Raw genomic sequence first — 23,926 nt, forward strand, 5'->3', positions numbered from 1 at the left:
GCACGGCGCCATGCTGGCCATGACCTTGTCCGCGCCCGGGCAGCCGCTGGCCATGGCCGATTTGCCGATGCCGCAGCCGCAGGCGCACGAGGTGGTCATCCAGGTACTGGCCTGCGGTGTCTGCCGTACCGATTTGCACATTTTGGACGGCGATTTGCCACCCAGGCATCCGGGCATCGTGCCAGGGCATGAGGTGGTTGGCCGCGTGGTGACGGCAGGACCGCTGGCAACCCGATTTCAGGTGGGCGACCGGGTGGGCATTCCCTGGCTGGGTGGCACATGTGGTCATTGCGACTACTGCGCCAGTGATCGGGAGAACCTGTGCGACACGCCCGTATTCACGGGCTACGACCGCAACGGTGGTTTTGCACAGTACGTTGCGGCCGACGACCGTTTTTGTTTTGCACTGCCCGAGCGGTACGACGATGTGCACGCGGCGCCGCTGCTTTGCGCCGGCCTGATTGGCTACCGCGCCTACTGCATGTCCGGTGTATCGGGCGCCATGCGCCTGGGGCTCTACGGCTTTGGCGCGGCGGCCCACATCATCTGCCAGATTGCTGTCGCTCTGGGTCAGCAGGTCTATGCGTTCGTGCGACCCGGCGACCAGCAAAGCCAGCGTTTTGCGCTTCAGTTGGGTGCTTGCTGGGCAGGCACTTCCGATGACCGGCCCGACGTTGAGCTCGACGCGGCGCTGATTTTTGCACCGGTGGGTTCACTGGTGCCCGCGGCACTGAGTGCCACGCGCAAGGGCGGTGTTGTGGTGTGTGCCGGCATCCACATGAGCGATATACCTTCATTTCAATACGCGCTGCTGTGGGGCGAACGCAGTGTCCGGTCGGTAGCCAACCTGACGCGGGAAGATGGCGATGCGTTCTTTTCGCTCATCGGCCGCTACCCGGTCACGACCCATGTGCAGCTATTTGCTCTGGCTCAGGCCAATGAGGCCATCGCGGCGCTACGGGCTGGCGCCATCGATGGCGCGGCAGTGCTGGTGCCCTGACGATCACCCCGGATTTGCGATTTGTCAAAGCTCGCCGGCCGACGATGGCTACGCTGAAACCAATGATGGATTTGGAAGGCGCGCCATGCAGACAACTCGCTTCACCGGGAAGATTTCAGACCATGTCTGGCGCACCAGATACCGCTGGTGCGAAGGCGGCCACATGCAGGAGCCCTCGATCGAAGCCACCTGGGATCGGGTGGCGCTTGCGGTCTCAGGCGCGGAGGCGAATCACCACGACGAATGGCGCGAGCGCTTCCGGGCAATTCTGAACGACTTCCGTTTTTTGCCAGGCGGGCGGATACTGGCCGGGGCAGGAACGTCGCGCCGTGCCACGCTGTTCAATTGCTTCGTGATGGGTTTGGTGGAGGACTCGGTACAAGGCATTTTCAATGCCCTGCGTGAGGCCATGGTGACCCTGCAGGCCGGCGGTGGGGTGGGGGTTGACTTTTCCACCTTGCGGCCGGCGGGCTCGTTGGCGATAGCCAGTGGTGGTGTTGCGTCGGGACCAGTTTCTTTCATGCGGGTCTGGGAAGAATCGAACACGGTGCTGGAGTCGAGCAACCTGCGCCGCGGCGCCATGATGGCAACCTTGCGCTGCGATCATCCCGACATTGAAGAATTTATTGAGGCGAAGATCGCCAGCGACGCCTTGCCGCATTTCAACCTGTCGGTTCTGATCTCTGACGATTTCATGCGTGCCGTGGACGAAGACGGCCCGTGGCCCCTGATCTTCCCCCTCGGAGAACACGCGATTCCCGTCGGCGGCGAGGTGTGTGAGCGTATATGGTCCGGCGGCACGACACCGCAGCTTTGCCTGGTGCACCGGCGCGTACCGGCCCGCGCCTTGTGGAGCAGACTGCTTGACGTCGCCCATGCCAGTGCGGAGCCCGGTGTTCTGTTCATCGACCGGATCAACCGGGTCAACAACCTCTGGTACTGTGAAAACCTGTCAGCCACCAACCCCTGCGGCGAAATTCCGCTGGCACCATATGGCGCCTGCGATCTGGGCTCGATCAACCTGACGCGGTTTGTACAGCACCCCTTTGCGCAGCATCCCAGCGTGGATTTTGGCGGGTTGAAGGCCGTTGCCGGCATCGCCACCCGCTTTCTGGACAACGTTCACGATATCTCCATGTTTCCGCTCAAGGTCCAGGAAAAAGCCGCAGGCGCCAGCCGGAAAATCGGGCTGGGAATCACCGGATTGGCCGACATGTTTGCCATGCTGGGCTTGCGTTACGGCTCCCAGGCGAGCATTGACCTGACGCACGAGATCATGTCCGTGATACGTGACACGGCCTACCGCACTTCCATTGAGATCGCCAGGGAGAAGGGCGTCTTCCCCGCGTTTGACAAAATCAAATATGGCGCCAGTCCCTTCGTGCTGGATCTGCCGCGCGATATTCAGGACGCGATCGCGGCGCATGGCATTCGCAACAGCCATCTGCTGGCGGTGGCGCCCACAGGCGCCATCAGCCTGCTTGCCAACAACGTCTCCAGCGGGATCGAGCCGATCTTTGCCTTCAAGGCCGTGCGCCGGGTGCGTGGCGCCGATGGCCAGCCTGTGACTTTTGACGTGGAAGATGCCGCGTGGCGCGCGTATAAAGAACTGAATGGGCCCCAGGCCCCGTTGCCGGCGTATTTTGTTGAGGCAGTGGAGGTCAGCGCTGAAGATCAGTTGCGCATGATGGCGACCGTGCAGTCCTGTGTGGACAATGCGATCTCCAAGACGGTGCGGCTGCGGCAGAGCGCGAACGCCCAGGAACTTGGGGTTGTCTTGCGACGCGCCTGGGAACTTGGACTCAAAGGGTGTGCCGTCTACCGTGAGGGCAGCAGGGGTGGCGACTCTGTGGTCGGGCACCGCTGGGTCGAGCGCAGGCAACCCGCAGACGCACCAGCAGGCGTTGCGGGCTTATTTGACAAGTAGCACCGGAACCGGCGCTTGATGGATCACGCGTTGGGCAACCGAGCCTAGGAGCATGTTGCCAACGGCGCCCATGCCGCGTGTGCCCATGGCAATCTGGTCGACTTGCAGCTCTTTCGCGATACGCACGATTTCGTTGGCAACAACGCCGTAGGCCCGAGCCGGCTCACCGAGCTTGAACTCCAGCGCTCTGGCGTGCTCTGTTGCCTTGGTCAGTATGGTGTTTTGCTGATTTTTTTGATCCTCTTCGATTTTCTGGATGGTGGCAGCGGTGTAGTCGCCATAGAAGATCGGCTCAGGACTGACGCAGAGCAGGATGGCCTCCAGATCCAATGAAGATCGGGCCATTTTCGCCACGGCCTCCATCGCCCGGTTCGCGTGTTCGGATCCATCCACCGCAATCAGAATCTTCAGCATGTCGTGCTCCTGTTGTTCAAACGGATATCAAGGAAACCGGACGTACACCGTTCAATCAGGCAGCTGAAGAGCGCGATCGACGCGCTCCTTCAACTCGGGACCCCGATAGAGAGTCAGGTCGCTGGCGATGCTGCCGCGCACCAACTTTTCCGCGGCGCTGCTCAAACAGGGTCGGAGTTCGCCCAGCATCGGACTGGTGGCAATCAGCACGAGTGCATTGCATCGTTGCGCGGCCACTCCCTCGTTGAGGTAGTCCGCCAGTTGTCGGGCGAAGCTGCCACGCTCTTTGGCGTGGGCCTCTGTGCGGGGCTCAAATTGCGTGCCAGCGTGCCCGGTGCGACCATGCCCCTTTCCGGCAGCGCCCGTCAAGTCGCCCCCGCCGGCCTCGCCAGTCAGGCTGGTGTGAGGATGCACGAAATCGGCTAGTTCGGTGAGCGAGTGATCCGTGGCATGACGCTCGAAGCAACGTGCCCGCTCGGCGTTCGCTATCAGAATCCAAGTCTTGTCCATAATTTTCCTTTTGTTGCGTGTTCGCTAAAAAATGGGTGCGTTGCCCTCTGGACTCAACGCACCCTCATCAGGAGATTGCCTGCGGGCTGTGGCAATCATGCAGTCGGTGGTCAGAATCAGGCTGGCGATGGACGCGGCATTTTGCAGCGCCAGCCGTGTGACCTTGGCCGGATCGATCACACCCATTTGCAGCAGGTCACCGTAAGTCCGGGTTGCCGCGTTGTAGCCGAAGGCTTGATCCGGCGATTCGTCGACCCGGTTGAGAATCACCGAAGGCTCATCCCCCGCGTTGCTGACGATACGACGTAGCGGTTCTTCGAGTGCGCGCGAAACAAGGCGAATGCCTGATGTTTCATCAAGCGTACTGCCGGTCAAATTTTCCAGTGCACGTCGCGCCCGCAGCAACGCCACGCCGCCACCGGGAACGATGCCTTCCTCCACGGCAGCCCGGGTCGCATGCAGGGCATCTTCAACCCGCAGCTTGCGCTCCTTCAACTCGGTCTCAGTGGCGGCACCCACCTTGATCAGGGCGACACCGCCGGCCAGTTTGGCGGCCCGCTCGTCGAGCTTTTCGCGGTCGAAATCGCTGGTGGCGAGTTCGCGCTCCTTGCGGATGGTGGCAATCCTCTCGTGAATCGCCTTGGGCTGGCCGGCGCCACCAATCAGCGTCGTGTTTTCCTTGGTGATTTCCGCGCGTGTGGCGCGCCCCAGATCCGACAGCTTGACCTTGGCCAGGGTCAACCCCACCTCATCGCTGACGACGCTGCCCCCGGTCAGGACAGCAATGTCCTGCACCATCGCCTTGCGCCGGTCGCCGAAGCCCGGCGCCTTGACGGCACAGGTTCTGATGGTGCCGCGAATCGTGTTGATCACCAGCGCGGCCAGCGAATCGTTGTCTACCTCCTCCGCGATCACCAGCAAGGGCCGGCCGGCCTTCACAATCTCTTCGAGCAGCGGCAGGAGGTCCTTCAGTGACGACAGCCGGCCTTCACACAAGAGGATCGCCACATCTTCCAGCACGGCGCTTTGCCGCTCGGCATTGTTGATGAAGTACGGCGACAAAAAGCCCCGGTCAAACTGCATGCCCTCCACCACTTCGAGCACACTGACCAGCCCGGAGCCGTCTTCGATCGAGATCGCGCCCTCACGCCCCACCTTGTCAATGGCACTGGCCAGCAGGTCGCCAATGGATCGGTCGTTGTTGGCCGAAATCGCCGCCACGTGCGCAATCTCCTGCGAGGTGGTGCAGGGTTTGGCCATCTTCCTGATTTCAGCGACCACGGTCTCGATGGCCAACTCAATGCCGCGCTTGAGATCCATCGGATTCATGCCGCCGGCCAGATACCGCAAACCTTCCTGAATCATGCCGTGGGCCAGCACGGTGGCGGTGGTGGTGCCGTCGCCCGCCATCTCGCTGGTGCGGGCGGCGACCTCGCGCAGCAACTGCGCGCCCATGTTTTCAAACCGGTCTTCCAGCTCTATCGATTTGGCCACCAGAACGCCAGAATTCACGATCTGCGGCGGTCCGAAGTCGCGCTCCAGAATGACAGTCCGTCCGCGTGGACCCAGGGTGACCTTGACCGCCTCAGCCAGCGCATCCACGCCCCGGCGGATCTTGTCGCGGGCGGCATCGTGGAAGATGAGCTGCTTCGGTTTCATGGTCGCTCAAGTGGCGCTCTTGCGGAAATTTTCGATGCCGTTCTTCAGCTTGCCCAGAGAATTACCGAACGACTCTTTCATCTGATTCCATGAGTCAACCGTCGCCGACTTCAGCTCGGTGAGACGCTGTTGCGTGTCACGCAGGTCGGCTTCAAGTTTTCCGACTTCCTCGCCAAGCTTTGCTTTGGTCTCAGCATTGGCAGCCTCGGCCTTTGCCTTGAATTCGGCAATGGCACCGCGCAGCTCATCCAGCTCTTTTTGCGCAGTGTCGGAGAATGCCTTGCGCTCCCCCTGTTGCTGATCAACCTGGCCGGACGCAGCGGGGGGCTTCTGTAGTTCAGGCTGGGGTGGCTTGATCTTGTCGCATGAGACGCAGGTCGCCGCCAAAACAAAAATGAAGCCAGTCGTTGTTAAAAAATGTTTCATGATCAGTCCTTTCACTCTTGCGCATGGGCATGTCATCTGTTGACACTGAACACAACTGGAATCTCGCACCTGGCTCGGCGGACCACGTTGCGAAACGTCAACTGCTCAATGAAAAGCGGTTTCAGCTTTGAGAATTCTCAAAAATAACTATGCCGGCTTTGTCTACAGTCATTCAAGCGCCACAACGGCACCTTGGCCGGATGGCGTTGCGTTCCCATTGGAGGAGAGAGCTCATGAAGACAGATGCAGAGTTAAAAGCAGACTTGATGGAGCGGCTTGACGCGATTCCCGCTGTCAATGCCTCCGAAATTGAAGTCATGGTTGACAACGGAGTGGTGACCCTGAGCGGCCAGGTTGACACACATCAAACGAGATTCCAGGTTGAAAGAACGGCCAGGCGGGTTCCCGGCATGCGTGGTCTGGAGATTAAGGTGAAACCGACGCAACCGACTTCAAAGAAACATCACCATTAGGCGATTTTCTCTGGTGTTTCACGCCAGATTGGTTCGCACCCTGCGCTAGTAGCGCAGAGGCATATTCCCGGTTTCAAGAGGACGGATGGCGGGCCGACATCACTTGCTCCAGCAGATGCCGAAGCGTTTCCTCGCTTTGTTTTTTCCGTTCACTGTCATGCTCAAATTGCCAGTCTTTCAAAGCCAGCGATAGCTCGACAAACGCATCGCGCAATTCGAACAACGCTGCACTGACCTCGCCGATGGTCTTCGCCATCTCGGTCTTTGACTCAGAGTCTTTCATGGCTCAACTCCTGACGTGTGACTTGCCGCAAATATAGCGGGGCTGACCCTGTTGATAGTTGACTTTTCGCAAGTGGACGCCGTGCACCGGAATAAATTGTGTGTCCGGATCGTGGATGCGACATCCGCAAGGATTTGGCGCCGGGTTATTGCGCCGGGTCAGTGCGGTCTGCCTCAACGGCGATGCGCACCGCCTCCTCGACGTCTTCCAGAAAAACGAACTCAAGTTGTTGCCGGGCCTGCTGCGGGACTTCTTCCAGGTCTTTGCGGTTGCGCGCCGGCAACATCACCCGTTTGATCCCCGCGGCCAGTGCTGCCAACACTTTTTCCTTGATGCCGCCAACCGGCAACACCAGCCCGCGCAGGCTGATTTCTCCGGTCATGGCGACGTCGTTGCGCACGGGCCGGTCCATGAACAGGGAGGCCAGCGCAATGAACATGGCGACGCCGGCGCTGGGTCCGTCTTTTGGAATCGCTCCGGCAGGCACATGAATGTGAACGTCCGTTTTTTCGAAGACGGCAGGATCCAGCCTGATCGTTGCCGCCCTTGATTTCACCAGGGTCAGGGCTGCCTGCGCCGACTCCTTCATCACGTCCCCCAGTTGGCCGGTCAGGATCAGGCGGCCGCTGCCAGCGGTGCGGCTGGCTTCGATGAACAGGATGTCACCTCCCACCGGCGTCCAGGCCAGCCCGGTGGCGACGCCCGGCATGCCCGCACGCAATGCAACTTCATTTTCGAATTTGGCTGGACCGAGTACTTCCGCCAGGTCCGGTGCATCGACACGCACCGCCTGGACCTCACCCTCGGCAATGCGCACCGCTGCCCGGCGGCACACGGCGCCAATCTGACGTTCCAGATTGCGCACGCCAGCCTCGCGGGTGTAATCGCGAATGATGGCGGCAATCGCGCCATCGGTGATTTCCAGTTGCTCGGGCTGAAGCCCACTGTCGTCCAGCTGGCGCGCCACCAGATACCTGCGTGCAATCTCGCGCTTCTCTTCCTGCGTATAGCCGGCAAGATGCAATACCTCCATGCGGTCGCGCAACGGGCCGGGAATGGTGTCGAGGACGTTGGCGGTGGCGATAAACAGGACCTGGGACAGATCGTACGGAACCGACAGATAGTTGTCGCGGAAAGTGTTGTTTTGCTCCGGGTCCAGCACCTCCAGCATGGCGGCGGAGGGGTCGCCATGGATACCGGTTCCCAGTTTGTCGATTTCATCGAGCATCATCACGCAGCCGCGTGTGCCGGCTTTTTTCAGCGCCTGGATGATGTTGCCGGGCAGCGCGCCAATGTAGGTGCGCCGGTGGCCGCGTATTTCTGCCTCGTCGTGCACGCCGCCCAGCGACACGCGAACGAATTTCCGGCCCAGGGCCCTGGCGATCGACTGGCCGAGCGATGTCTTGCCGACGCCAGGCGGACCCACCAGGCAAAGAATGGGGCCGTGGCCGCCGGGCTTGAGCTTGCGCACCGCCAGAAACTCAAGAATGCGCTTTTTCACTTGTTCGAGCCCGAAGTGGTCGGCGTCCAGAACGTGGCGGGCCTGGGCCACATCAATGGCATCGGGCTCGGGGTCCTTCCATGGCAACTCGACCAGCCAGTCGAGGTAGGTACGGACCATCGAATATTCGGCTGAGCCGTCGGACATGCGTTCAAGCCGCTTGAGCTCCTTGCCGGCCTGCTTGGCGACTTCTTCAGGCATGTTGGCGTCGGCGATCAGTTTGCCCAGCTCGTTGATTTCAGCGACATTGCCTGCCGCGTCCTCCCCGAGTTCCTTTTGAATCGACTTGAGTTTCTCGCGCAACAGATACTCACGCTCGCGCTGTCCCATGCTTTCTTTGGTGCGCTTGTCGATGTCGCGCGAGAGCTCCAGCACCTCGATGCGATGCACCAGCATGTCAAGCACCCGGTCCATTCGGCTGCGCAGATCCACTTCTTCCAGCAGTTCCTGTTTCTCGGACGCCTTGATATCCACGTACCCGGCCACCAGGTCGGCCAGCATGCCCGGCGCATCGACGCCCTGGACTGCATGAACCATTTCCTGGGGTACTTGCGGCAGCAGTTGCAGGACTTCCAGGGCCCGCTCCTTGAGTTGCAGGAAGCGCGCCTCGATTTCCTTGTCACCCTCGACCACGCTTTCAACGATGCGCTCGATGGTGGCCACTGTGAACGCAAAACCCGCAAGGTAGCCGGTCACGCGAAAGCGCTGCTGGCCCTGGCAAATGAGATGGTGGGTGCCGTCGGGCGTCGTGACGTAACGCAGGATGGAGGCGATCGTGCCCACAAGCGGCAAATCATCCGCTTCGGGTGTCTCCACGTCCGGGTCTCGCTGCATCAGGATGCCAACGGGACGCCCCGCCTTGACGGCGTATTGGGCCGCCGCAATGGAACTCTCGCGGCCAATGGCAATGGGCACAATCATGCCGGGGAAGAGCACCATGTTTCGCACGGGCACGATGATCATGGCGTCGTCCGGAACGTTGCCAGTGTCGTCGGGTCCTTTCCCTTGTACCCCCGCGGCGGGCTTGCCCGCTTCCGGGTCGAGGTCCTTGTTTTCCAGCAGCTTGATGACTTGGTTCATGTGAGTTGCTCAAGATGGAGTCTCAGGCAGCCGTTCTCCAGTTGCATCTCGACCAGCCGATAGTCGCCTTCGGGCAGGTCGATGCGGCGCTCGAAGCGCCCGTACGGAATCTCCAGCCGCAGAATGGCGCCCGGGCCAAAGCTTGCACCCAGCGCCCGCTCGCCACGAACCATGATGGTCTGCTGTTCGAGGGTGACCTCGAACTGTTCCGGCGCGACACCTGGTAGCGCGATGAGCAGGCCCAGCACGCGCCCGTTTTCGTACATGTCGACCGGAGGCTCCCAGCAGGGTGATTCGGCGACCTGGCCAATCAGGAAAAACTGGCGCTGAAGCCGGTCTGCCGTCTGAAGCAGTTCGACGGCTTCGGCCAGCATCCATTCTCTGGGATCACGGCGTTGCATTGATTTTCCTTTTCCATCCGGCAGGTCTCACGGGTGGACAAAGCGTAAGTTCGACACCCGGGCGAACGCTTGACAAATCGCAAGAAGCCGGGCGCTCGCCGGCTTGATGATTGTCAACGCCACTGGCTGGCCATCAAGGCATCGTCAGAGGTCATGGAGGTTGCCACATGTTCTTTGAAAAACGTTTTTTGAAAACGATGGACCAGATCCGTGCGAAGGCCACCGTGCCATTGCGCATCGAGCTGTGGAATGGTCGCCAGTTTGACTTTTCCAGCGACCCGAGTGTGACGGTAACCATCCCGAGTTCGTCGGCGCTTCGTTACTTCATCGCACCGAACCTCAACAAGTTGGGAGAGGCCTTTGTCGAGGGTCATATCCGGGTTGATGGCTCGCCGAAAAACGTGTTCAAGGTCGCGGAGGGACTGGCGCGCAATGTGACGGCGAGGCTGCCGTCGGCGGTTCAGTGGGCGAGAAATCACAGTCGGGATCGCGATCGCAAGGCGATCGAATACCACTACGACGTTGCCAATGAGTTCTACTCGCTGTTTCTTGACCGCGACATGGTTTATTCGTGTGCCTATTTTCAAAACGAAACAGACACCCTCGACGCGGCCCAGAGCCAGAAGCTCGACCATATCCTGAACAAGCTGATGCTCAAGCCGGGCGAGAAATTCCTCGATATCGGCTGTGGCTGGGGGGCGTTGATCATCCGTGCGGCGCAGAAATATGGCGCCATTGCCACCGGTATCACTCTGTCAAAGAACCAGTTTGATCTGGCACAGGAAAAGATCCAGCGTGCTGGCCTGGCCGACCGTTGCCGCGTGCTGCTGTGTGACTACCGTGACCTGAATGAACCGCAGGCGTACGACAAGATTGCCAGCGTCGGCATGTTTGAGCATGTTGGCCTGAAGAACCTGCCCACCTATTTCAGGGCGGTGCATGGCCTGCTCAAAGATGAGGGACTGGTTCTCAACCATGGCATCACAACCAGCGATGTGGAGAGCCGGTGGATTGGCATGGGTGCCGGTGAGTTCATCGACCGCTATGTGTTCCCCGACGGGGAGTTGCCGCATGTTTCTCTGGCCCTGAAGGAGATGGCCGGTGCCGGGCTGGAGGTGGTGGATGTCGAGTCCTTGCGGCGGCACTATGCCCGCACCTGCGAGGCGTGGTCAAACAACCTTGAAGCCCGCCGGGATGAAGCCATGGCTATTGCGGGCGAGCGCCGCTACCGCATCTGGCAGATCTATCTCGCCGGTTGTGCCCATGGTTTTGCCAATGGCTGGATGAATCTTTACCAGATTCTGTGCAGCAAGGCCGAAAACAACGAGCTGCGGCAGCAGCCGCTGACACGCGACTATATGTACGCAGGCCGGTCCTGAGCGGTGCCCGGCATCGTGTGGCCAAGCCCGGCGACGGGGCTGTTTGCAAAGCCCGCCGTGCGGGGGTATCGTTCGGGGATGAAAAAACAAAGTTTCTGGAACGTCGACCTGCTGGAGTTGTTCAGGCTCTGGATCAGCGACATGGGGACGTTCCTGATGACGACCCTGATGTTCGTGGGCCTGTCGATGCCGGTGGTCATCCCGGCGCTGATCCTTTGGTATCTTCTGTCGATCAACTGGAGCATGAGCCCGTGAAGAATTGCTCCTGACGGCGGCAACTCAGGGGCTGAGGGCCGGGCGTCGCAGCTTGAGCAAGCCGGCCGAGAGTGCCGTGCCGCAGACAATGATGGCGCCACAAAACGCCATCCACATTGAGACCGCTTCATTCAGGAAGATCGTGCCGTAGATCACCGCGAACACCGGCACGACAAAGGTCACCGTCAGGGCGCGCGCCGGGCCGACGTTTTCAATCAGGCGGAAGTACAGGATGTAGGCGACGCCGGTGCACAGTACGCCGACCGCCAGCAGGGCAAGCCAGGCGGTGGTGCCCGGCATGCGTTGCGGCCATAGCCACAGGGTGGGCAGCGCCAGCCCCAGTGTGGCGCCCAGCTGGCTGCCAGTGGCGGTGACGAGCGACGGCAATCCACCCAGGTGGCGTTTGGTGAAGCTGGCCGCGATGGCGTAACACAGACACGCCAGCAGGCAGGCCAGCACCGCCCAGCCGGTGGCCGGGCCGGAGGCATCGGGTTTGAAGCTGGCTTTGTCCCATGCCAGCAGGGCGACACCGACAAAGCCGATCACCAGGCCCAGAATGCGCAGGCCGTGTGGCCGGTCCTTGAGCCAGACCCAGGCGACCATGGCGCCGAACAGGGGAACGGTGGCGTTGAGGATGGAAGACAAGCCGGTGCTGATTGACAGCAGCGCGAAGGAAAAGCAGGCGAAGGGAATGCCGGAGTTGAGCAGTCCGATGAAAATGGTTTTCTTCCAGTGCCGGGCCAGTTGCGGCCCCAGACCGCGCCACAGCAGCAAGGGCAACAGAAACAGGGAGGCGATCGCCACGCGCACGCCAGCGGTAGGGATGGCGCCAAATTCGACTGTGCCCAGGCGCATGAACAGGAAGGACGAGCCCCAGAGCGCGGCGAGCAGCACAAACTCAATGAGCCAGGGTTGTTTGGAGTGGGGTGAGTTCAAAGTGCACCTTCAAGTTGCAGCAAGGCCGCCTTGCGCTCAAGTCCGCCGGCGTAGCCGGTCAGGCTGCCATCTGCCCCGAGCACGCGGTGGCAGGGCACGATGATACTCAGGGGGTTGCGCCCCACGGCCGCGGCCGCGGCACGCACCGCAGCGGGATTGCCGATGCGGGCGCTCAATGCGCCATAGCTGCGGGTGGAGCCACGCGGGATTTCCAGCAGGGCGCGCCAGACGTCCTGCTGAAAGGCAGTGCCTTGCGCGAAGTCCAGGGCCAGGTCAAAGGACGTGCGGCGGCCGGCAAAGTAGTCGCTCAACTGGCGCTGCGCCTGTTGCAGCACGGGGTGCTCTGAGGCCTGAGGCCAGATGGATGTGTCGGGCTGGTGGCTTTGACCGTCAAACCACACGCCTACCAATGCGTTGCCCGAAGCGGCCAGGATGATGCGCCCAAGCGGGCTGTCAAAGCTCGTCTGAACGGTGGATGCTGAGAATTTCATATCAAATTGCCTTGTAGCCCTCGTGGAATATGCGTAAGTAGCTATCTATTTAATAGCAGCTGCGGTGGTCTGCCGATTCCTCGACACAACGGGCAGAGAAGCCCAGGCGCGGATTACCGCGTAGCTGCGCCACGGTTGCCAGGCGTGGGACGCCGCTTGGGCTTCGCGGGCCGGGCTCTTGCTGTCCTGCACGCCCAGCGCCTTGTGCAGCGCGACGTCTCCTGCCGGAAAGGCGTCGGGCCAGCGCAGGGCGCGCATGGCAATGTACTGGGCCGTCCAGTCGCCAACGCCCGGCAGTGCCTTCAGGGCGGCGATCGTGTCCGCCACGTCAGCGCCGGCGTGCAGTGGCAGCTGCTGCTGCGCGACCGCGCTGGCGAGGGCCTGGATGGCGGCTTGGCGTTGCTTGACGATGCCCAGTTGCCCCAGTGCATCGCCACTGGCGGCGGCCAGCGTTGCGGGTGCCGGGAAAAGCCGGTTCAGCCCGGGGAACGGGGTGTCCAGCGGTTCGCCAAAGCGTGTCACCAGTCGTGTCGCCACGGTGCGCGCCGCCGCCACGGTGATCTGCTGGCCGAGGATGGCGCGCACGGCCAGCTCAAAGCCGTCCAGGGTGCCGGGCACACGCAAGCCGTCTCCCAGCGGGAAGTGGGCATGCAGCAGGCTGTTGATGGCCCGGGGATCGGCGTCCAGATCGAGCAGGGCTCGCATGCGCGACATGACCCAGGGCAGCACGTCGCGCAGCGAATCGCTCACGCGCAGGTCAACCCGGCTGGCAGCCGCATCGAAGCGGGCCACCAGCCAGCCGGTGTGGCGCTTGCCGGCGTATTGCACGGCCACGGTCTTGCGCAGGCTCTGGTCGCCGGGCACCAGGTTGACTTCTTCCATGCCGGCGATCTGCCGGGTGGCGAAGAACTGCAGCATGGCGTCCACGTCATAGGGCGGGCGATACGCCAGTCTGACGTGGATGCCCGGGTCACTTGCACCCTTGGCCCGGCTCCCGCCTTCGCGGCGCAGCTGGGTCGGGTTGAGGGCGTAGTGCTGGGTAAACGCGGCGTTGAAGCGCCGCACGCTGGCGAAGCCGCTCAAATGCGCCACCTGGATGACCGCCAGCGTGGTGTCGGTCAACAGCTGTTTGGCGCTCAACAGGCGCCGCGTCTGCAGGTACTGCAGCGGTGACACGCCAAACTGCGCTTCAAAAATGCGCCGCAGGTGGCGGTCGCTCACGCCCAGGCGCTGGGCCAGTTGTCGTACGGTGGGCGTGGCCTCGCCCCAGGCGTCGGGCGTGTCCAGCAGGTGGGCCGCCTGACCGGCCAGAATGCTGGAGGCATCCTGGATGGACCAGGCCCTGGCGTCAAGGCCGGTGCTGGCAGCGGGTGTGCGCGGTGCCAGTTCCGGGCGGCAGCGCAGGCAGGGTCGAAAACCGGCACTCTCTGCCTGCGCCGCATGGACAAAAAAGCGGCAGTTCTCGCGCTTCGGGGTTCGCACGCGACACACCGGGCGGCAGTAGATGCCGGTAGAGGTGACCGCCGTGAAAAAGCAGCCGTCAAAACGCGCGTCCCGCGCCTTGAGGGCGAGGTAGCAGGCGTCGTCGTCTGGCTGGATTTCATGGGGAGTCATGCGGGGAATGATACGCGTGCAGCGAAGGCAAACAAGCCGTTTTCGGACATGTCCCTGGGGCCGTTGGCGGCCTACAATCCGATGCACAAATCCAGGGTAAAAATTTCTTTCAGGGACAAAAATCATGCAACTATCCGCTTCCATTTTCAAGGCTTACGACATACGCGGCATCGTGCCGGCCACCATCGACGAGGCAGTGGCCGAGGCCCTGGGTCGCGCCTTTGGCACGGTGGCACGCAGTGAGGGTGAAGCCTGTGTGGCCGTAGGGCGCGACGGGCGGCTGAGTGGCGCCAGCCTGAGTGCGGCGCTGGTGCGCGGCCTGGTGGCAGCCGGCGTGGAGGTGATCGATGTCGGCATGGTGACGACACCCATGTTGTACTTTGCCGCCAGCACCCTGTGCAGCAGCGGCATTCAGGTCACCGGCAGCCACAACCCTCGCGACTACAACGGCTTCAAGATGGTGATGGCCGGACGGGCCATCTACGGCGAAGAGATTCAGGCCTTGCGCCGCATGATGGAAGCGGAGAACTGGTCGCTGCAAGCCGGCGGGCAGGTCCGGACGGTTGATGTGTTCGAGGCCTACCGGGATCGCATTGTGGGCGACATCAAACTGGCACGCCCCATGAAGATCGTGGTCGATTCGGGCAATGGCATTGCAGGCGCGTCGGCCCCGGCCATTTTGCGGGCGATTGGCTGCGAGGTGACCGAGCTGTACAGCGAAGTCGATGGCAATTTCCCGAACCACCATCCCGACCCGAGCAAGCCCGAGAATCTGCGCGACCTGATTGCGGCGCTGCGCGCGGGCGATGCCGAACTGGGGCTGGCCTTCGATGGCGATGGCGACCGCCTGGGCATCATCACCCGCGAGGGCAACAACATCTACCCCGACCGGCAGATGATGCTGTTCGCACGCGACGTGCTGTCGCGCGTGCCGGGCGGCACCATCCTGTTTGACGTGAAGTGCTCGCAGCGCCTGGCGCCGGCCATTGAGGCAGCGGGTGGCCAGCCACTCATGTACAAGACCGGGCACTCGCTGATCAAGGCCAAGATGAAGGAAGTCAACTCGCCGCTGGGCGGCGAGATGAGTGGCCACATGTTCTTCAAGGAGCGCTGGTTTGGCTTTGACGATGGCACGTACGCGGGCTGTCGCCTGCTCGAAATCCTGAGTCGCTCACCCGATGGCAGTGCCGTGCTCAATGACCTTCCGAGCAGTTTCTCGACGCCTGAGTTGAATGTGAAATGCGCCGAGGGCGAGCCCCACGCGCTGGTGGACAAACTGGTCGCGACAGCACGCTTCCCGGCACCGGCCATCGTCAATACCATCGATGGTCTGCGCGTGGACTGGCCCGATGGTTTTGGCCTGATTCGCGCCTCCAACACCACGCCCGTGCTGGTGATGCGCTTTGAAGGGCACACGCCCGAGGCGCTGCACCGCATTGAAGCCGAGATGCTGGCCCTGCTGCGCACCGTGAAACCCGGTGCCGTAGTGGATGAGGCGGCGCATTGAGCGCCGCCGGGCCATCCCAAGACGCGAAGGCCCCCTTGGGGGGCAGCGCAGCACACGCAGTGGCTAGCGTGGGGGCCACAGTTTGAAGATTTTGATCGTCAAGCTGTCTTCGCTTGGCGATGTGGTGCACGCCATGCCGGCCGTTCAGGACCTCCGCCGGGCGTATCCGCAGGCGCAGATTGACTGGGTGGTGGAGCGTGGCTTTGCCCCGCTGGTGCGGCGCTGCGCGGGTGTTAATCGCGTCATTGAATGCGAACTGCGGCGCTGGCGCAAGTCGCCTTTGTCGACGCCGACACGGCTGGCCTGGCGCGCCTTCAAGGCCGAGTTGCAGCGTGAGCATTACGACGCCGTGATTGATCTGCAGGGCCTGAGCAAATCCGCGCTGGTGTCCTGGCTGGCGCGGCTGGCGCCGCAGGGCAAGCGCTATGGCCTGGCCAACCAGACCGAAGGCTCCGGCTTTGAAGCGCCCGCGCGTTGGGTGGCCGATGTAGCGGTGTCGCTGCCGCCTCATATTCATGCCGTGACACGGTCGCGTGAGCTGTGCGCCCGCGCCTTCGGCTATGCCATGCCAGTTATTCAGTCTTTTGGGCTTCTAGCCCACGCAGATAAAGCGCATATAGCTATCAAAAGCATAGCGCCTGAGGCGTCCGGTCCCCGCGTCGTGGCCCTGGTGCATGGCACCTCGCGTGCCGACAAGCAGTGGCCGCTGGTCGCGTGGCGCGCATTGGGTGAGCGACTCAACGACAACGGTTACACCGTGGCCCTGCCGCACGGCAGTGATGAGGAGCAGACCATGGCACAGAACATCGCCAGCGGCCTCGCCCGTGCCACGGTCTGGCCCCGGCTGGGGCTGGACGCCCTGACCGATGCGCTGGCCGCCTGTGCGGGTGTGATCGGTGTGGACAGCGGCTTGAGCCACATGGCGGTGGCGCTGGATTTGCCGCATGTCCAGCTCTACAACTTCGACACCGCCTGGCGCACCGGGCCGCAAGACACGTCCCGCCAGGTCAGTGTCTACGGCCACCCGGCGCCCGATGTGGACGCAGTCTGGCTGGCCTGGCTTGGCGTGTCCGCCGCCATCGTCACCCCATGACACGGGCCTTGTACAGCCTGCTGGTGTGGCTGATGCAGCCGCTGGTGCGCCGCAAGCTGGCGCGGCGCGGCGTCGCCGAGCCGCTTTACCTGCAGGCGGTGGAAGAACGCTTTGGGTACTACGACAGCGCCCCGTGCAGCGCCAGTGACGGCCTGGTCTGGGTGCATGCCGTGTCGCTGGGGGAAACGCGCACGGCGGCCCTGCTGATTGCCGGGTTGCGTCAACGGCTGCCCGGTATGCGGCTATTGTTGACGCACGGCACCGCCACCGGGCTGGCGCAAGGGGCCGCCCTGCTGCAGCCGGGCGACATTCAGACCTGGCAGCCCTGGGACACACCCGGCGCCGTGCGGCGGTTTCTGGCGCACTTCAGGCCCCGCATCGGCATCCTGATGGAGACCGAGATCTGGCCCAATCTGGTGGCGGCTTGCGCGCAGAGCGGCGTGCCGCTGGTGCTGGCCAACGCGCGCATGAGCGAAAAATCACAGCGACAGGCGCAGCGCCTGGCCTGGTTGTCCCGCCCGGCCTTTGGCGCGCTGACGGCGGTGTGGGCCCAAACCCAGGCCGATGCCCAGCGCCTGACCCAACTCGGCGCCACGGTGCAGGGCGTGTTTGGCAACCTCAAGTTTGATGCCGCGCCCAACGCGGACCAGTTGGCCGCAGGACGGGCGTGGCGAGGCAGGGCAGGCCGACCGGTCGTCATGTTTGCCAGCTCGCGCGAGGGTGAGGAAGCGGCCCTGCTTCAAGTATTGAGGTCATTTCGGCCCCTGGCCCCCGTCAGTAATGCGCAGGGTGCTGTTAATTCAATAGCAAATAGTATTCAGTGGCTGATCGTTCCGCGCCATCCGCAGCGCTTTGACGAGGTGGCGGCCCTGATCGGCCAGCACGACTTTGTCGTCTCGCGGCGCAGCGCCTGGGGCGACGGGCCACCTGGCAGCGAGGGGCCTGACGCCAGCGCGATCTGGCTGGGTGACTCGCTGGGCGAAATGGCGCTGTACTACGGTCTGGCCGATGTGGCCCTGCTGGGTGGCAGCTTTGAGCCGCTGGGCGGCCAAAACCTGATTGAAGCGGCCGCCTGTGCCTGCCCGGTGGTGATGGGGCCGCATACCTTCAATTTTGCCGACGCGGCCGAACTGGCAGAAGCGGCAGGGGCGGCCTTGCGGGTGCCATCGCTGGCGCAGGCGGTGGCTGCGGCCCGGGCGCTGGCGAATGATCCGCCGGCGCGAGCCACCATGGCCCGAGCCGCCACCGGCTTTTCAGGCGACCATCGCGGGGCGCTGGAAAAAACGGCCTCGGCCGTGGTGGCCTTACTTGACCAGCAGGGCGTTGACGCTTTGTAAGTCGTTGGCTTCGAGCGTGCCGCTGGCCTGGCGCAGTTTCAGGCCGCACATCAGGACGTCATAGCGGGCCTTGGCCAGATCGCGTTTGGTCTGGAACAACTGGCTTTGTGAGTTGAGCACGTCGATGTTGATGCGCACGCCCACCTGGTAGCCCAGCTTGTTGGCGTCCAGCGCGCTCTGGCTGGAGGCCTCGGCGGCTTCCAGGGCCTTGACCTGGCCCTGGCCTGACGCCACACAGTAGTAGGCTGTGCGCGTGCCTTGCGCTACGGCGCGTTTGGCGCTTTCGAGATCATTGCGGGCTTTTTCTTCCAGCGCCAGGGTTTCCCTGATGCGGTTCTGGGTCGAGAACCCGGCGAACAGCGGCAGGTTGAACGCCAGGCCGACCGAACCGGCATTGGCGCGGTAGCTGCTGGGCAGGCTGCTGCTTGGGTTGCCGTCCGGGTAGCGATTCATGCCGTAGCTGGCCGTCAGATCCAGCGTGGGCTTATGGCCCGCTTCTGCCTTTTTGGTTTCAAGTTGCGCGACTTCCAGCGCGATCTGTGACTGCTTGATGCTAGGGGAAGACTCCGACTGCTGAACCCAGGTGTTGACGTCATTGGGCACAAGCGCCGGCAGAACCAGGGGCAGAGCCAGGGATTGGGGCTGGGTATCGCTCTTGCCCACCAGCTGATCGAGGGCAATTTTCTTGATGCGAAGGTCGTTGGCGGCGGCGATTTCCTGCGCCGTCACCAGGTCAAACCGGGCCTGTGCTTCACGGGTATCGGTGATGGTGGAGGTGCCGACTTCAAAATTACGCTTGGCCGACGCCAGCTGTTCGCCCACTGCCACGTTCTGGGCTTTGATGAACGTCAGGCTGTCCTGCGCGGCCAGCACGTCAAAGTACGCCTGGCTGACGCGCACGATCAGGTCCTGATCAGCGGCGGCCAGCTGGGCCTGGGCGATATCCGCCTGCTTGAGACCCTGCCTGTAGCTGGCCAGGTTGCCTGGACGGTACAGCGGCTGCGATGCACTGACGGAGGCGCTTTGGGTGTCATAGGTACGGTCGCTGCTGGCGCCTGTGTCTGGAATCACTTCCTGGTTGGTCCGCGACACACCGAGCGCCAGGCCGGCCGTGGGCAGAACGGCCGCCTTGGCCTGGTCTGCCCTGGCCATGGTGGCGTCATACTGGGATTTGGCGGACTGATAGGACGCATCAAAGACCCGTGCCGACTCGTACAGATCCACCAGGCTTTGCGCGCCCACAGGCAGGGCCAGCGCAGCGCTGACGGCCACGAAAAGGGGTAGAAGACGGAATTTTTTCATGGTGGGCCTTGAAGTCATTTGCAATGACAGGTTGTGACAGCTGTGGGGGGCGAATTGATCACTCGGATTCAATATCGCGGAACGGTCGGGTCAAGCTCGGCAGACCAGGCGTTGATGCCGCCGGCAATATTGGCGACATGGGCAAAACCCCTGCCTCTCAAAAACGAAGCCACCTGCATGCTGCGGGCGCCGTGATGGCACAGGCAGGCAATGGGTTGCCCGGGGTCGAGTTCGTTCAGACGAGGCGGAATCACCCCCATGGGGATGGTCAACAGCTCAAATCCGTCGGCCTTGATGCTCGCCACCCGCAACTCGGAGGGTTCGCGCACATCCAGCACAACCGGTGCGCCATGGGCGCGCACTGTTTCCAGCCATACGGACAATTCGGAGGGGCGTACTTGAGCAATCATGGGGTCAGAATCGGAAATGTGAGGGTTCGGGGAAATTCAGCAGGCGTGGGGCGACGGTGTCCCATGGCGTGCTGGTCTTGAAGCTGGCGTCGCCGGTGCGGGTGACGATGGTGGCGCGCATCACGGGCTCCTCGCCCACGATGCCTATCAGCCGACCGCCCACCTTGAGGTTGGCCAGCAGGGCCTGCGGTACCTCGGCCACCGAGCCACTCAGAATGATCACGTCAAATGGACCTTCCGCGGGGGCGCCTTTGGCGCCGTCGAACTGCCGCACTTCGGCGTTGTGAATGCCGGCCTTCTGCAGGTTGGCGCGGGCCATTTTTGCCAGTTCCGGATTGATCTCCAGCGAAATCACGCGCTGGGCCCGGTGCGCCAGCAAGGCGGCCATGTAGCCGGAGCCGGCGCCGATCTCCAGCACTTTTTCATGCTTCTGAACGGCGGCGTCCTGCAGCATCCGGGCTTCGACGCGCGGTGCCAGCATGAACTGGCCGTGGCCCAGGGGGATTTCCATGTCGACAAACGCCAGTGCCTTGTGCGCCAGGGGGACAAAGTCTTCACGTTTGACCACCGACAGCAGGTGCAGCACGTCGGCATCCAGCACGTCCCAAGGACGAATCTGCTGCTCGATCATGTTAAAGCGGGCTTGTTCCAAGTTCATTTAGGTACTCCAGGGGGTATGTTAACCGATTCTGCAAAATTTTACCCGGCAGCGCTGTCGCCAGGGCCCCAGCGGCGGCGCAACCATTGCGCCAGATCATCCATGTAGCAGTACACCACCGGCACCACCACCAGAGTCAGCAGGGAAGATGTGATCACGCCGCCGATCACGGCCTGGCCCATGGGGGCGCGCTGCTCCGAGCCTTCGGTGAGCGCCAGCGCCAGCGGCAGCATGCCAAAAATCATGGCCAGCGTGGTCATCAGGATCGGGCGCAGCCGCACCTTGGCCGCCATCAGCAGCGCGGCATTGCGCTCCATGCCAGCGATGGGGCGGCCGTCTGCGTCGATACCGGGTTCGCGGGCACGGATGGCAAAGTCCACCAGCAAAATGGCGTTCTTGGTCACCAGGCCCATCAGCATCACCACCCCGATGACCGAGAACATCGACAGGGTCGAGCGGAACATCAGCAGCGCCAGCACCACGCCGATCAGGGTTAGCGGCAGCGCCGTCATCAGTGCCAGGGGCTGGAAAAAGCTCTTGAACTGGCTGGCCAGAATCATGTAGATGAAAACGACGGCCAGTACCAGCGCCGAAATCGCGTAGCCAAAGGATTCCGCCATGTTCTTGGTGGAGCCGCCAAACTGGTAGCGGTAGCCGGGCGGAAAGCTGATGCTCTCCAGCGCGGCCTTGATGTCGTTGGAGACTTCACCAGCCGAGCGATTGTAGACGTTGGCATTGATCGCCACTTCGCGCGTCAGGTCGCGCCGGTTGATCTGGTTGGGGCCGGTCGAGTCCTTCACCGTGGCCACCTGGTTCAGTCGCACGATGCGGGGGCTGCCGTCTGCGTTGCTGCCCATCGCGAACGGCAGGCGCTCCAGGTCGGCGGGGTTGTTGCGCGCCTCAGGGGCCAGGCGCACATTGACGTCGTAGGTCTGGTCATCCGGCGCACGCCAGTTGCCCACCGTCTGACCGGCCACCAGGGTACGCAGGGCGCTGCCAATCTGCCCGATGCCCAAGCCCAGGTCGGACGCGGTGTCGAGCTTGACCTCAACATTCAGCGTGGGTTTGTTGGGCTTGACGCTGGAGTCCAGGTCCACCAGGCCGGGAATCGGACTGATTTTTTCCATGACCAGCCGGCTGATGCGTTCGAGTTCAGCCAGATCCGGTCCCTGCAGGGAAAACTCCACCTGTTTTTGCCCACCGACCGCATCGAGCAGGCCGGCATGGGTGACGGTGATGCCGGGCACCTGTTTCAGGCGCTCGCGCAGCACGGCCGACAGCTCGTCCACATTGCGTGTGCGATCCTTGCGGTCCACCAGTCGCACATAGACTCCGACGTAGCTCTTGCCCACCGCATTACCGGTGTTGATGGTCGCCAGCGTGTAGCGGACCTCGGGAAACTCGCGCAAGATGCCCTCGACCTGTTTCGCCTTGGCTTCGGTGGCCTCCAGCGAGGAGCCCATGGGCGTGTAGAAATTGAGCGAGGTCTCGGAGAAGTCAGCCTTGGGGACGAATTCGGTGCCCAGCAGCGGCACCATGAAGAGGCTGATGACGAAGATGACGATCGCCATGAACACGGTTTTCAGCTTGTGCACGAGCGCCCAGCGCAGGATGCCCTGGTAGGCATCGATCAGCAACTCGGTGGCATGGTCGAACCAGCCGGTAACCCGGCCAATGGTCTTGTCGTACAGCGTGACAGGCTGGCGTTTGCTGCCGTCAGCGTTGCGGCCGTGGTGACCGTGCTCGTCGATGCTGGGGTCATGCCAGATGGAGGACAACATCGGATCCAGCGTGAAGCTGACAAACATCGAGATCAGTACGGCCGCCACGATGGTGATGCCGAACTCATGGAAAAACTTGCCGATGATGCCGCCCATGAAGCCGATCGGCATGAACACGGCCACGATGGACAAGGTGGTGGCCAGTACCGCCAGGCCAATTTCTTCGGTGCCGTCCAGTGATGCCTGAAACGGCTTCTTGCCCATCTGGACGTGGCGGACGATGTTTTCGCGCACCACAATCGCGTCATCAATCAGCAGGCCCACACACAGGCTCAGGGCCATCAGCGTGATCATGTTGATGGTGAAGCCGAACAGGTTCATGAACAGGAAGGTGCCAATCAGTGCAATCGGCAGCGTCAGGCCGGTGATGACCGTGGAGCGCCATGAATTGAGGAACAAAAACACGATCAGGATGGTGAGCGCGGCCCCCTCGAACAGGGTGCGGCGCACGTTTTCCACCGCGACCCGGATTTGCCGGGAGCCGTCGGTGACCGGCTCCAGCCGCACGCCGGGCGGCAGTTGGGTCTTCATCTCTGCGACCATTTTCAGCAGGCCGTCAATGACGGCAATGGTGTTTTCGTCCTGTGACTTCTGGACGCTGAGCAAGAGCGTGCGCTCACCGTTGTACAACGCCATCGAGTCAATTTCCTGGGCGCCGTCAACGACCCTGGCGATCTGATCCACGCGCACGGGGGCACCGTTCTTGCGTGTCACGATGATCTTGCCAAAGTCTTCCGGCCGCTTCATGCGGGCTTCGATCTGTACCACCCGCTCCTGCTCGCGAGAACGGATCGAGCCGACCGGCAGGTCCTGGTTTTCATTGCGCACCGCTGATACCACCTGGTCGGGCGTGACGCCAAAGGCTTCCAGCGCCTGGGGGTTGAGGTAGATATTGATTTCGCGCTTGGTGCCGCCCACCACGGTTACCGAACCCACGCCGCGCACGTTTTCCAGGCGTTTTTTCAGTGTCTGGTCAGCCCAGCTGGTCAATTCGACGGCGGTCAGTTGCCTGGGTGCGGCGCCGGAAGCGGCGGGCGTGGGGGCACTGGGTACAGGCAATACCGCCAGCGACCACACGGCGCGACTGGCCGGATCGAAGCGCAGGACCCGCGGCTCCTTGACCTCGGTGCGCAGGTTGGGGCGGATCAGGGCGACTTTCTCGCGCACATCGTCGGCGGCCTTGCGCCCGTTGATGTGCAGCTGGAATTCGATGATGACAACCGACTGGCCTTCATAGCTGCGCGAGGTCAGGGCGTTGATGCCGGCGATCGAGTTGACGCCTTCCTCGATCTTTTTCGTGACTTCACTCTCGACAATTTCGGGCGAAGCGCCAGGGTAGTCGGCAGTGACGACGACCACAGGAAAGTCAACATTGGGAAACTGGTCCACCTGCAGGCGCTGGTAGGAAAACAGACCCAGCACCACGATGGCCAGCATGACCATGGTGGCGAAGACGGGGTTGTGAAGGCTGACGCGGGTGAACCACATG

At 62.5% G+C, this 23,926-nt stretch carries 22 protein-coding genes; 8 read left to right on the forward strand and 14 right to left on the reverse strand.

Annotated elements, in window-relative coordinates; translation table 11 throughout:
• Nucleotides 1-10: 10 nt before the first annotated feature.
• Together Q7T10_RS01095 and Q7T10_RS01100 are read left to right on the forward strand one after the other, a co-directional pair.
• The gene (locus Q7T10_RS01095; RefSeq protein WP_304744968.1) at nt 11-1,000 is read left to right on the forward strand and encodes a zinc-dependent alcohol dehydrogenase family protein; all 990 of its coding nucleotides are present in this window, start codon (nt 11-13) and stop codon (nt 998-1,000) included.
• Nucleotides 1,001-1,085: 85 nt separating this feature from the next.
• A complete protein-coding gene (locus tag Q7T10_RS01100; RefSeq protein WP_304744971.1) occupies nt 1,086-2,927 on the forward strand; it encodes an adenosylcobalamin-dependent ribonucleoside-diphosphate reductase in 1,842 nt (613 codons plus the stop codon).
• Here Q7T10_RS01100 and Q7T10_RS01105 read toward each other — a convergent pair.
• The 4 genes from Q7T10_RS01105 to Q7T10_RS01120 are packed head-to-tail and all read right to left on the reverse strand — an operon-like array spanning nt 2,913 to nt 5,951.
• Nucleotides 2,913-3,341 carry a universal stress protein gene (locus Q7T10_RS01105; RefSeq protein WP_304744973.1) on the reverse strand — a complete coding sequence of 143 codons (429 nt, stop codon included), beginning with the start codon at nt 3,339-3,341 and terminating at the stop codon, nt 2,913-2,915. The two genes, Q7T10_RS01100 and Q7T10_RS01105, sit on opposite strands and share 15 nt — an antisense overlap.
• Before the next feature lie 51 nt (nt 3,342-3,392).
• On the reverse strand, nt 3,393-3,851 hold the full coding sequence (locus Q7T10_RS01110; protein ID WP_304744975.1) for a host attachment protein: 459 nt from the start codon (nt 3,849-3,851) through the stop codon (nt 3,393-3,395).
• Nucleotides 3,852-3,875: 24 nt separating this feature from the next.
• Nucleotides 3,876-5,510, reverse strand: coding sequence for a chaperonin GroEL (gene groL / locus Q7T10_RS01115; RefSeq protein ID WP_304744977.1), 1,635 nt, complete (start codon nt 5,508-5,510; stop codon nt 3,876-3,878).
• Nucleotides 5,511-5,516: 6 nt separating this feature from the next.
• The gene (locus Q7T10_RS01120) at nt 5,517-5,951 is read right to left on the reverse strand and encodes a hypothetical protein (RefSeq protein ID WP_304744979.1); all 435 of its coding nucleotides are present in this window, start codon (nt 5,949-5,951) and stop codon (nt 5,517-5,519) included.
• Nucleotides 5,952-6,169: 218 nt separating this feature from the next.
• On the opposite strand from Q7T10_RS01120, the gene Q7T10_RS01125 reads away from it, so the two are divergent.
• Nucleotides 6,170-6,409 carry a BON domain-containing protein gene (locus Q7T10_RS01125; RefSeq protein WP_304744981.1) on the forward strand — a complete coding sequence of 80 codons (240 nt, stop codon included), beginning with the start codon at nt 6,170-6,172 and terminating at the stop codon, nt 6,407-6,409.
• 73 nt (nt 6,410-6,482) lie between these two features.
• On the opposite strand, the gene Q7T10_RS01130 is transcribed toward Q7T10_RS01125, so the two are convergent.
• The 3 genes from Q7T10_RS01130 to Q7T10_RS01140 form a co-directional block, all read right to left on the reverse strand.
• Nucleotides 6,483-6,692 (reverse strand): hypothetical protein, encoded by a 210-nt coding sequence (locus tag Q7T10_RS01130; protein ID WP_304744983.1) that lies wholly within the window; start codon nt 6,690-6,692, stop codon nt 6,483-6,485.
• A gap of 145 nt (nt 6,693-6,837) precedes the next feature.
• On the reverse strand, nt 6,838-9,156 hold the full coding sequence (gene lon / locus Q7T10_RS01135; RefSeq protein ID WP_304745168.1) for an endopeptidase La: 2,319 nt from the start codon (nt 9,154-9,156) through the stop codon (nt 6,838-6,840).
• Between the two features lie 113 nt (nt 9,157-9,269).
• Nucleotides 9,270-9,674 (reverse strand): Hsp20/alpha crystallin family protein, encoded by a 405-nt coding sequence (locus Q7T10_RS01140; protein ID WP_304744985.1) that lies wholly within the window; start codon nt 9,672-9,674, stop codon nt 9,270-9,272.
• A 167-nt stretch (nt 9,675-9,841) separates the two neighbouring features.
• On the opposite strand from Q7T10_RS01140, the gene Q7T10_RS01145 reads away from it, so the two are divergent.
• Nucleotides 9,842-11,053, forward strand: coding sequence for a cyclopropane-fatty-acyl-phospholipid synthase family protein (locus tag Q7T10_RS01145; RefSeq protein ID WP_304744987.1), 1,212 nt, complete (start codon nt 9,842-9,844; stop codon nt 11,051-11,053).
• 78 nt (nt 11,054-11,131) lie between these two features.
• Nucleotides 11,132-11,308 (forward strand): hypothetical protein, encoded by a 177-nt coding sequence (locus Q7T10_RS01150; RefSeq protein WP_304744989.1) that lies wholly within the window; start codon nt 11,132-11,134, stop codon nt 11,306-11,308.
• Nucleotides 11,309-11,332: 24 nt separating this feature from the next.
• On the opposite strand, the gene Q7T10_RS01155 is transcribed toward Q7T10_RS01150, so the two are convergent.
• Genes Q7T10_RS01155 through Q7T10_RS01165 form a run of 3 tightly spaced genes read right to left on the reverse strand, consistent with a single transcriptional unit; the run spans nt 11,333 to nt 14,349 of the window.
• Nucleotides 11,333-12,244, reverse strand: a complete 912-nt coding sequence (locus Q7T10_RS01155; protein ID WP_304744991.1) for a DMT family transporter — start codon at nt 12,242-12,244, stop codon at nt 11,333-11,335.
• Nucleotides 12,241-12,735 carry a methylated-DNA--[protein]-cysteine S-methyltransferase gene (locus Q7T10_RS01160; protein WP_304744994.1) on the reverse strand — a complete coding sequence of 165 codons (495 nt, stop codon included), beginning with the start codon at nt 12,733-12,735 and terminating at the stop codon, nt 12,241-12,243. Before Q7T10_RS01160 ends, Q7T10_RS01155 begins: the two co-directional genes overlap by 4 nt.
• Nucleotides 12,736-12,780: 45 nt before the next feature.
• Nucleotides 12,781-14,349, reverse strand: a complete 1,569-nt coding sequence (locus Q7T10_RS01165) for a DNA-3-methyladenine glycosylase 2 family protein (protein ID WP_304744997.1) — start codon at nt 14,347-14,349, stop codon at nt 12,781-12,783.
• Between the two features lie 124 nt (nt 14,350-14,473).
• Here Q7T10_RS01165 and Q7T10_RS01170 point away from each other — a divergent pair, with 124 nt between their 5' ends.
• The 3 genes from Q7T10_RS01170 to Q7T10_RS01180 all read left to right on the forward strand — a co-directional run bounded on the left by Q7T10_RS01170 (nt 14,474) and on the right by Q7T10_RS01180 (nt 18,286).
• A complete protein-coding gene (locus tag Q7T10_RS01170; protein ID WP_304744999.1) occupies nt 14,474-15,856 on the forward strand; it encodes a phosphomannomutase/phosphoglucomutase in 1,383 nt (460 codons plus the stop codon).
• 82 nt (nt 15,857-15,938) lie between these two features.
• A complete protein-coding gene (waaC, locus tag Q7T10_RS01175; RefSeq protein WP_304745001.1) occupies nt 15,939-16,949 on the forward strand; it encodes a lipopolysaccharide heptosyltransferase I in 1,011 nt (336 codons plus the stop codon).
• Entirely contained in the window at nt 16,946-18,286 is a 1,341-nt protein-coding gene (locus Q7T10_RS01180) for a 3-deoxy-D-manno-octulosonic acid transferase (protein WP_304745003.1), read from the forward strand. Before waaC ends, Q7T10_RS01180 begins: the two co-directional genes overlap by 4 nt.
• Here the strand turns inward: Q7T10_RS01180 and Q7T10_RS01185 are convergent.
• The 4 genes from Q7T10_RS01185 to Q7T10_RS01200 all read right to left on the reverse strand — a co-directional run bounded on the left by Q7T10_RS01185 (nt 18,254) and on the right by Q7T10_RS01200 (nt 23,925).
• Entirely contained in the window at nt 18,254-19,588 is a 1,335-nt protein-coding gene (locus Q7T10_RS01185; RefSeq protein ID WP_304745006.1) for a TolC family outer membrane protein, read from the reverse strand. The two genes, Q7T10_RS01180 and Q7T10_RS01185, sit on opposite strands and share 33 nt — an antisense overlap.
• A gap of 68 nt (nt 19,589-19,656) precedes the next feature.
• Nucleotides 19,657-19,998 carry a rhodanese-like domain-containing protein gene (locus Q7T10_RS01190; protein ID WP_304745008.1) on the reverse strand — a complete coding sequence of 114 codons (342 nt, stop codon included), beginning with the start codon at nt 19,996-19,998 and terminating at the stop codon, nt 19,657-19,659.
• Between the two features lie 4 nt (nt 19,999-20,002).
• Complete coding sequence (locus tag Q7T10_RS01195) at nt 20,003-20,656, reverse strand: protein-L-isoaspartate O-methyltransferase (protein WP_304745010.1); 654 nt, start codon at nt 20,654-20,656, stop codon at nt 20,003-20,005.
• 41 nt (nt 20,657-20,697) lie between these two features.
• Nucleotides 20,698-23,925 carry an efflux RND transporter permease subunit gene (locus Q7T10_RS01200; protein WP_304745012.1) on the reverse strand — a complete coding sequence of 1,076 codons (3,228 nt, stop codon included), beginning with the start codon at nt 23,923-23,925 and terminating at the stop codon, nt 20,698-20,700.
• Between the last annotated feature and the right edge of the window lies 1 nt (nt 23,926).

The organism is Rhodoferax sp. (assembly GCF_030646845.1).
Taxonomy (GTDB): Bacteria; Pseudomonadota; Gammaproteobacteria; order Burkholderiales; family Burkholderiaceae_C; genus Rhodoferax.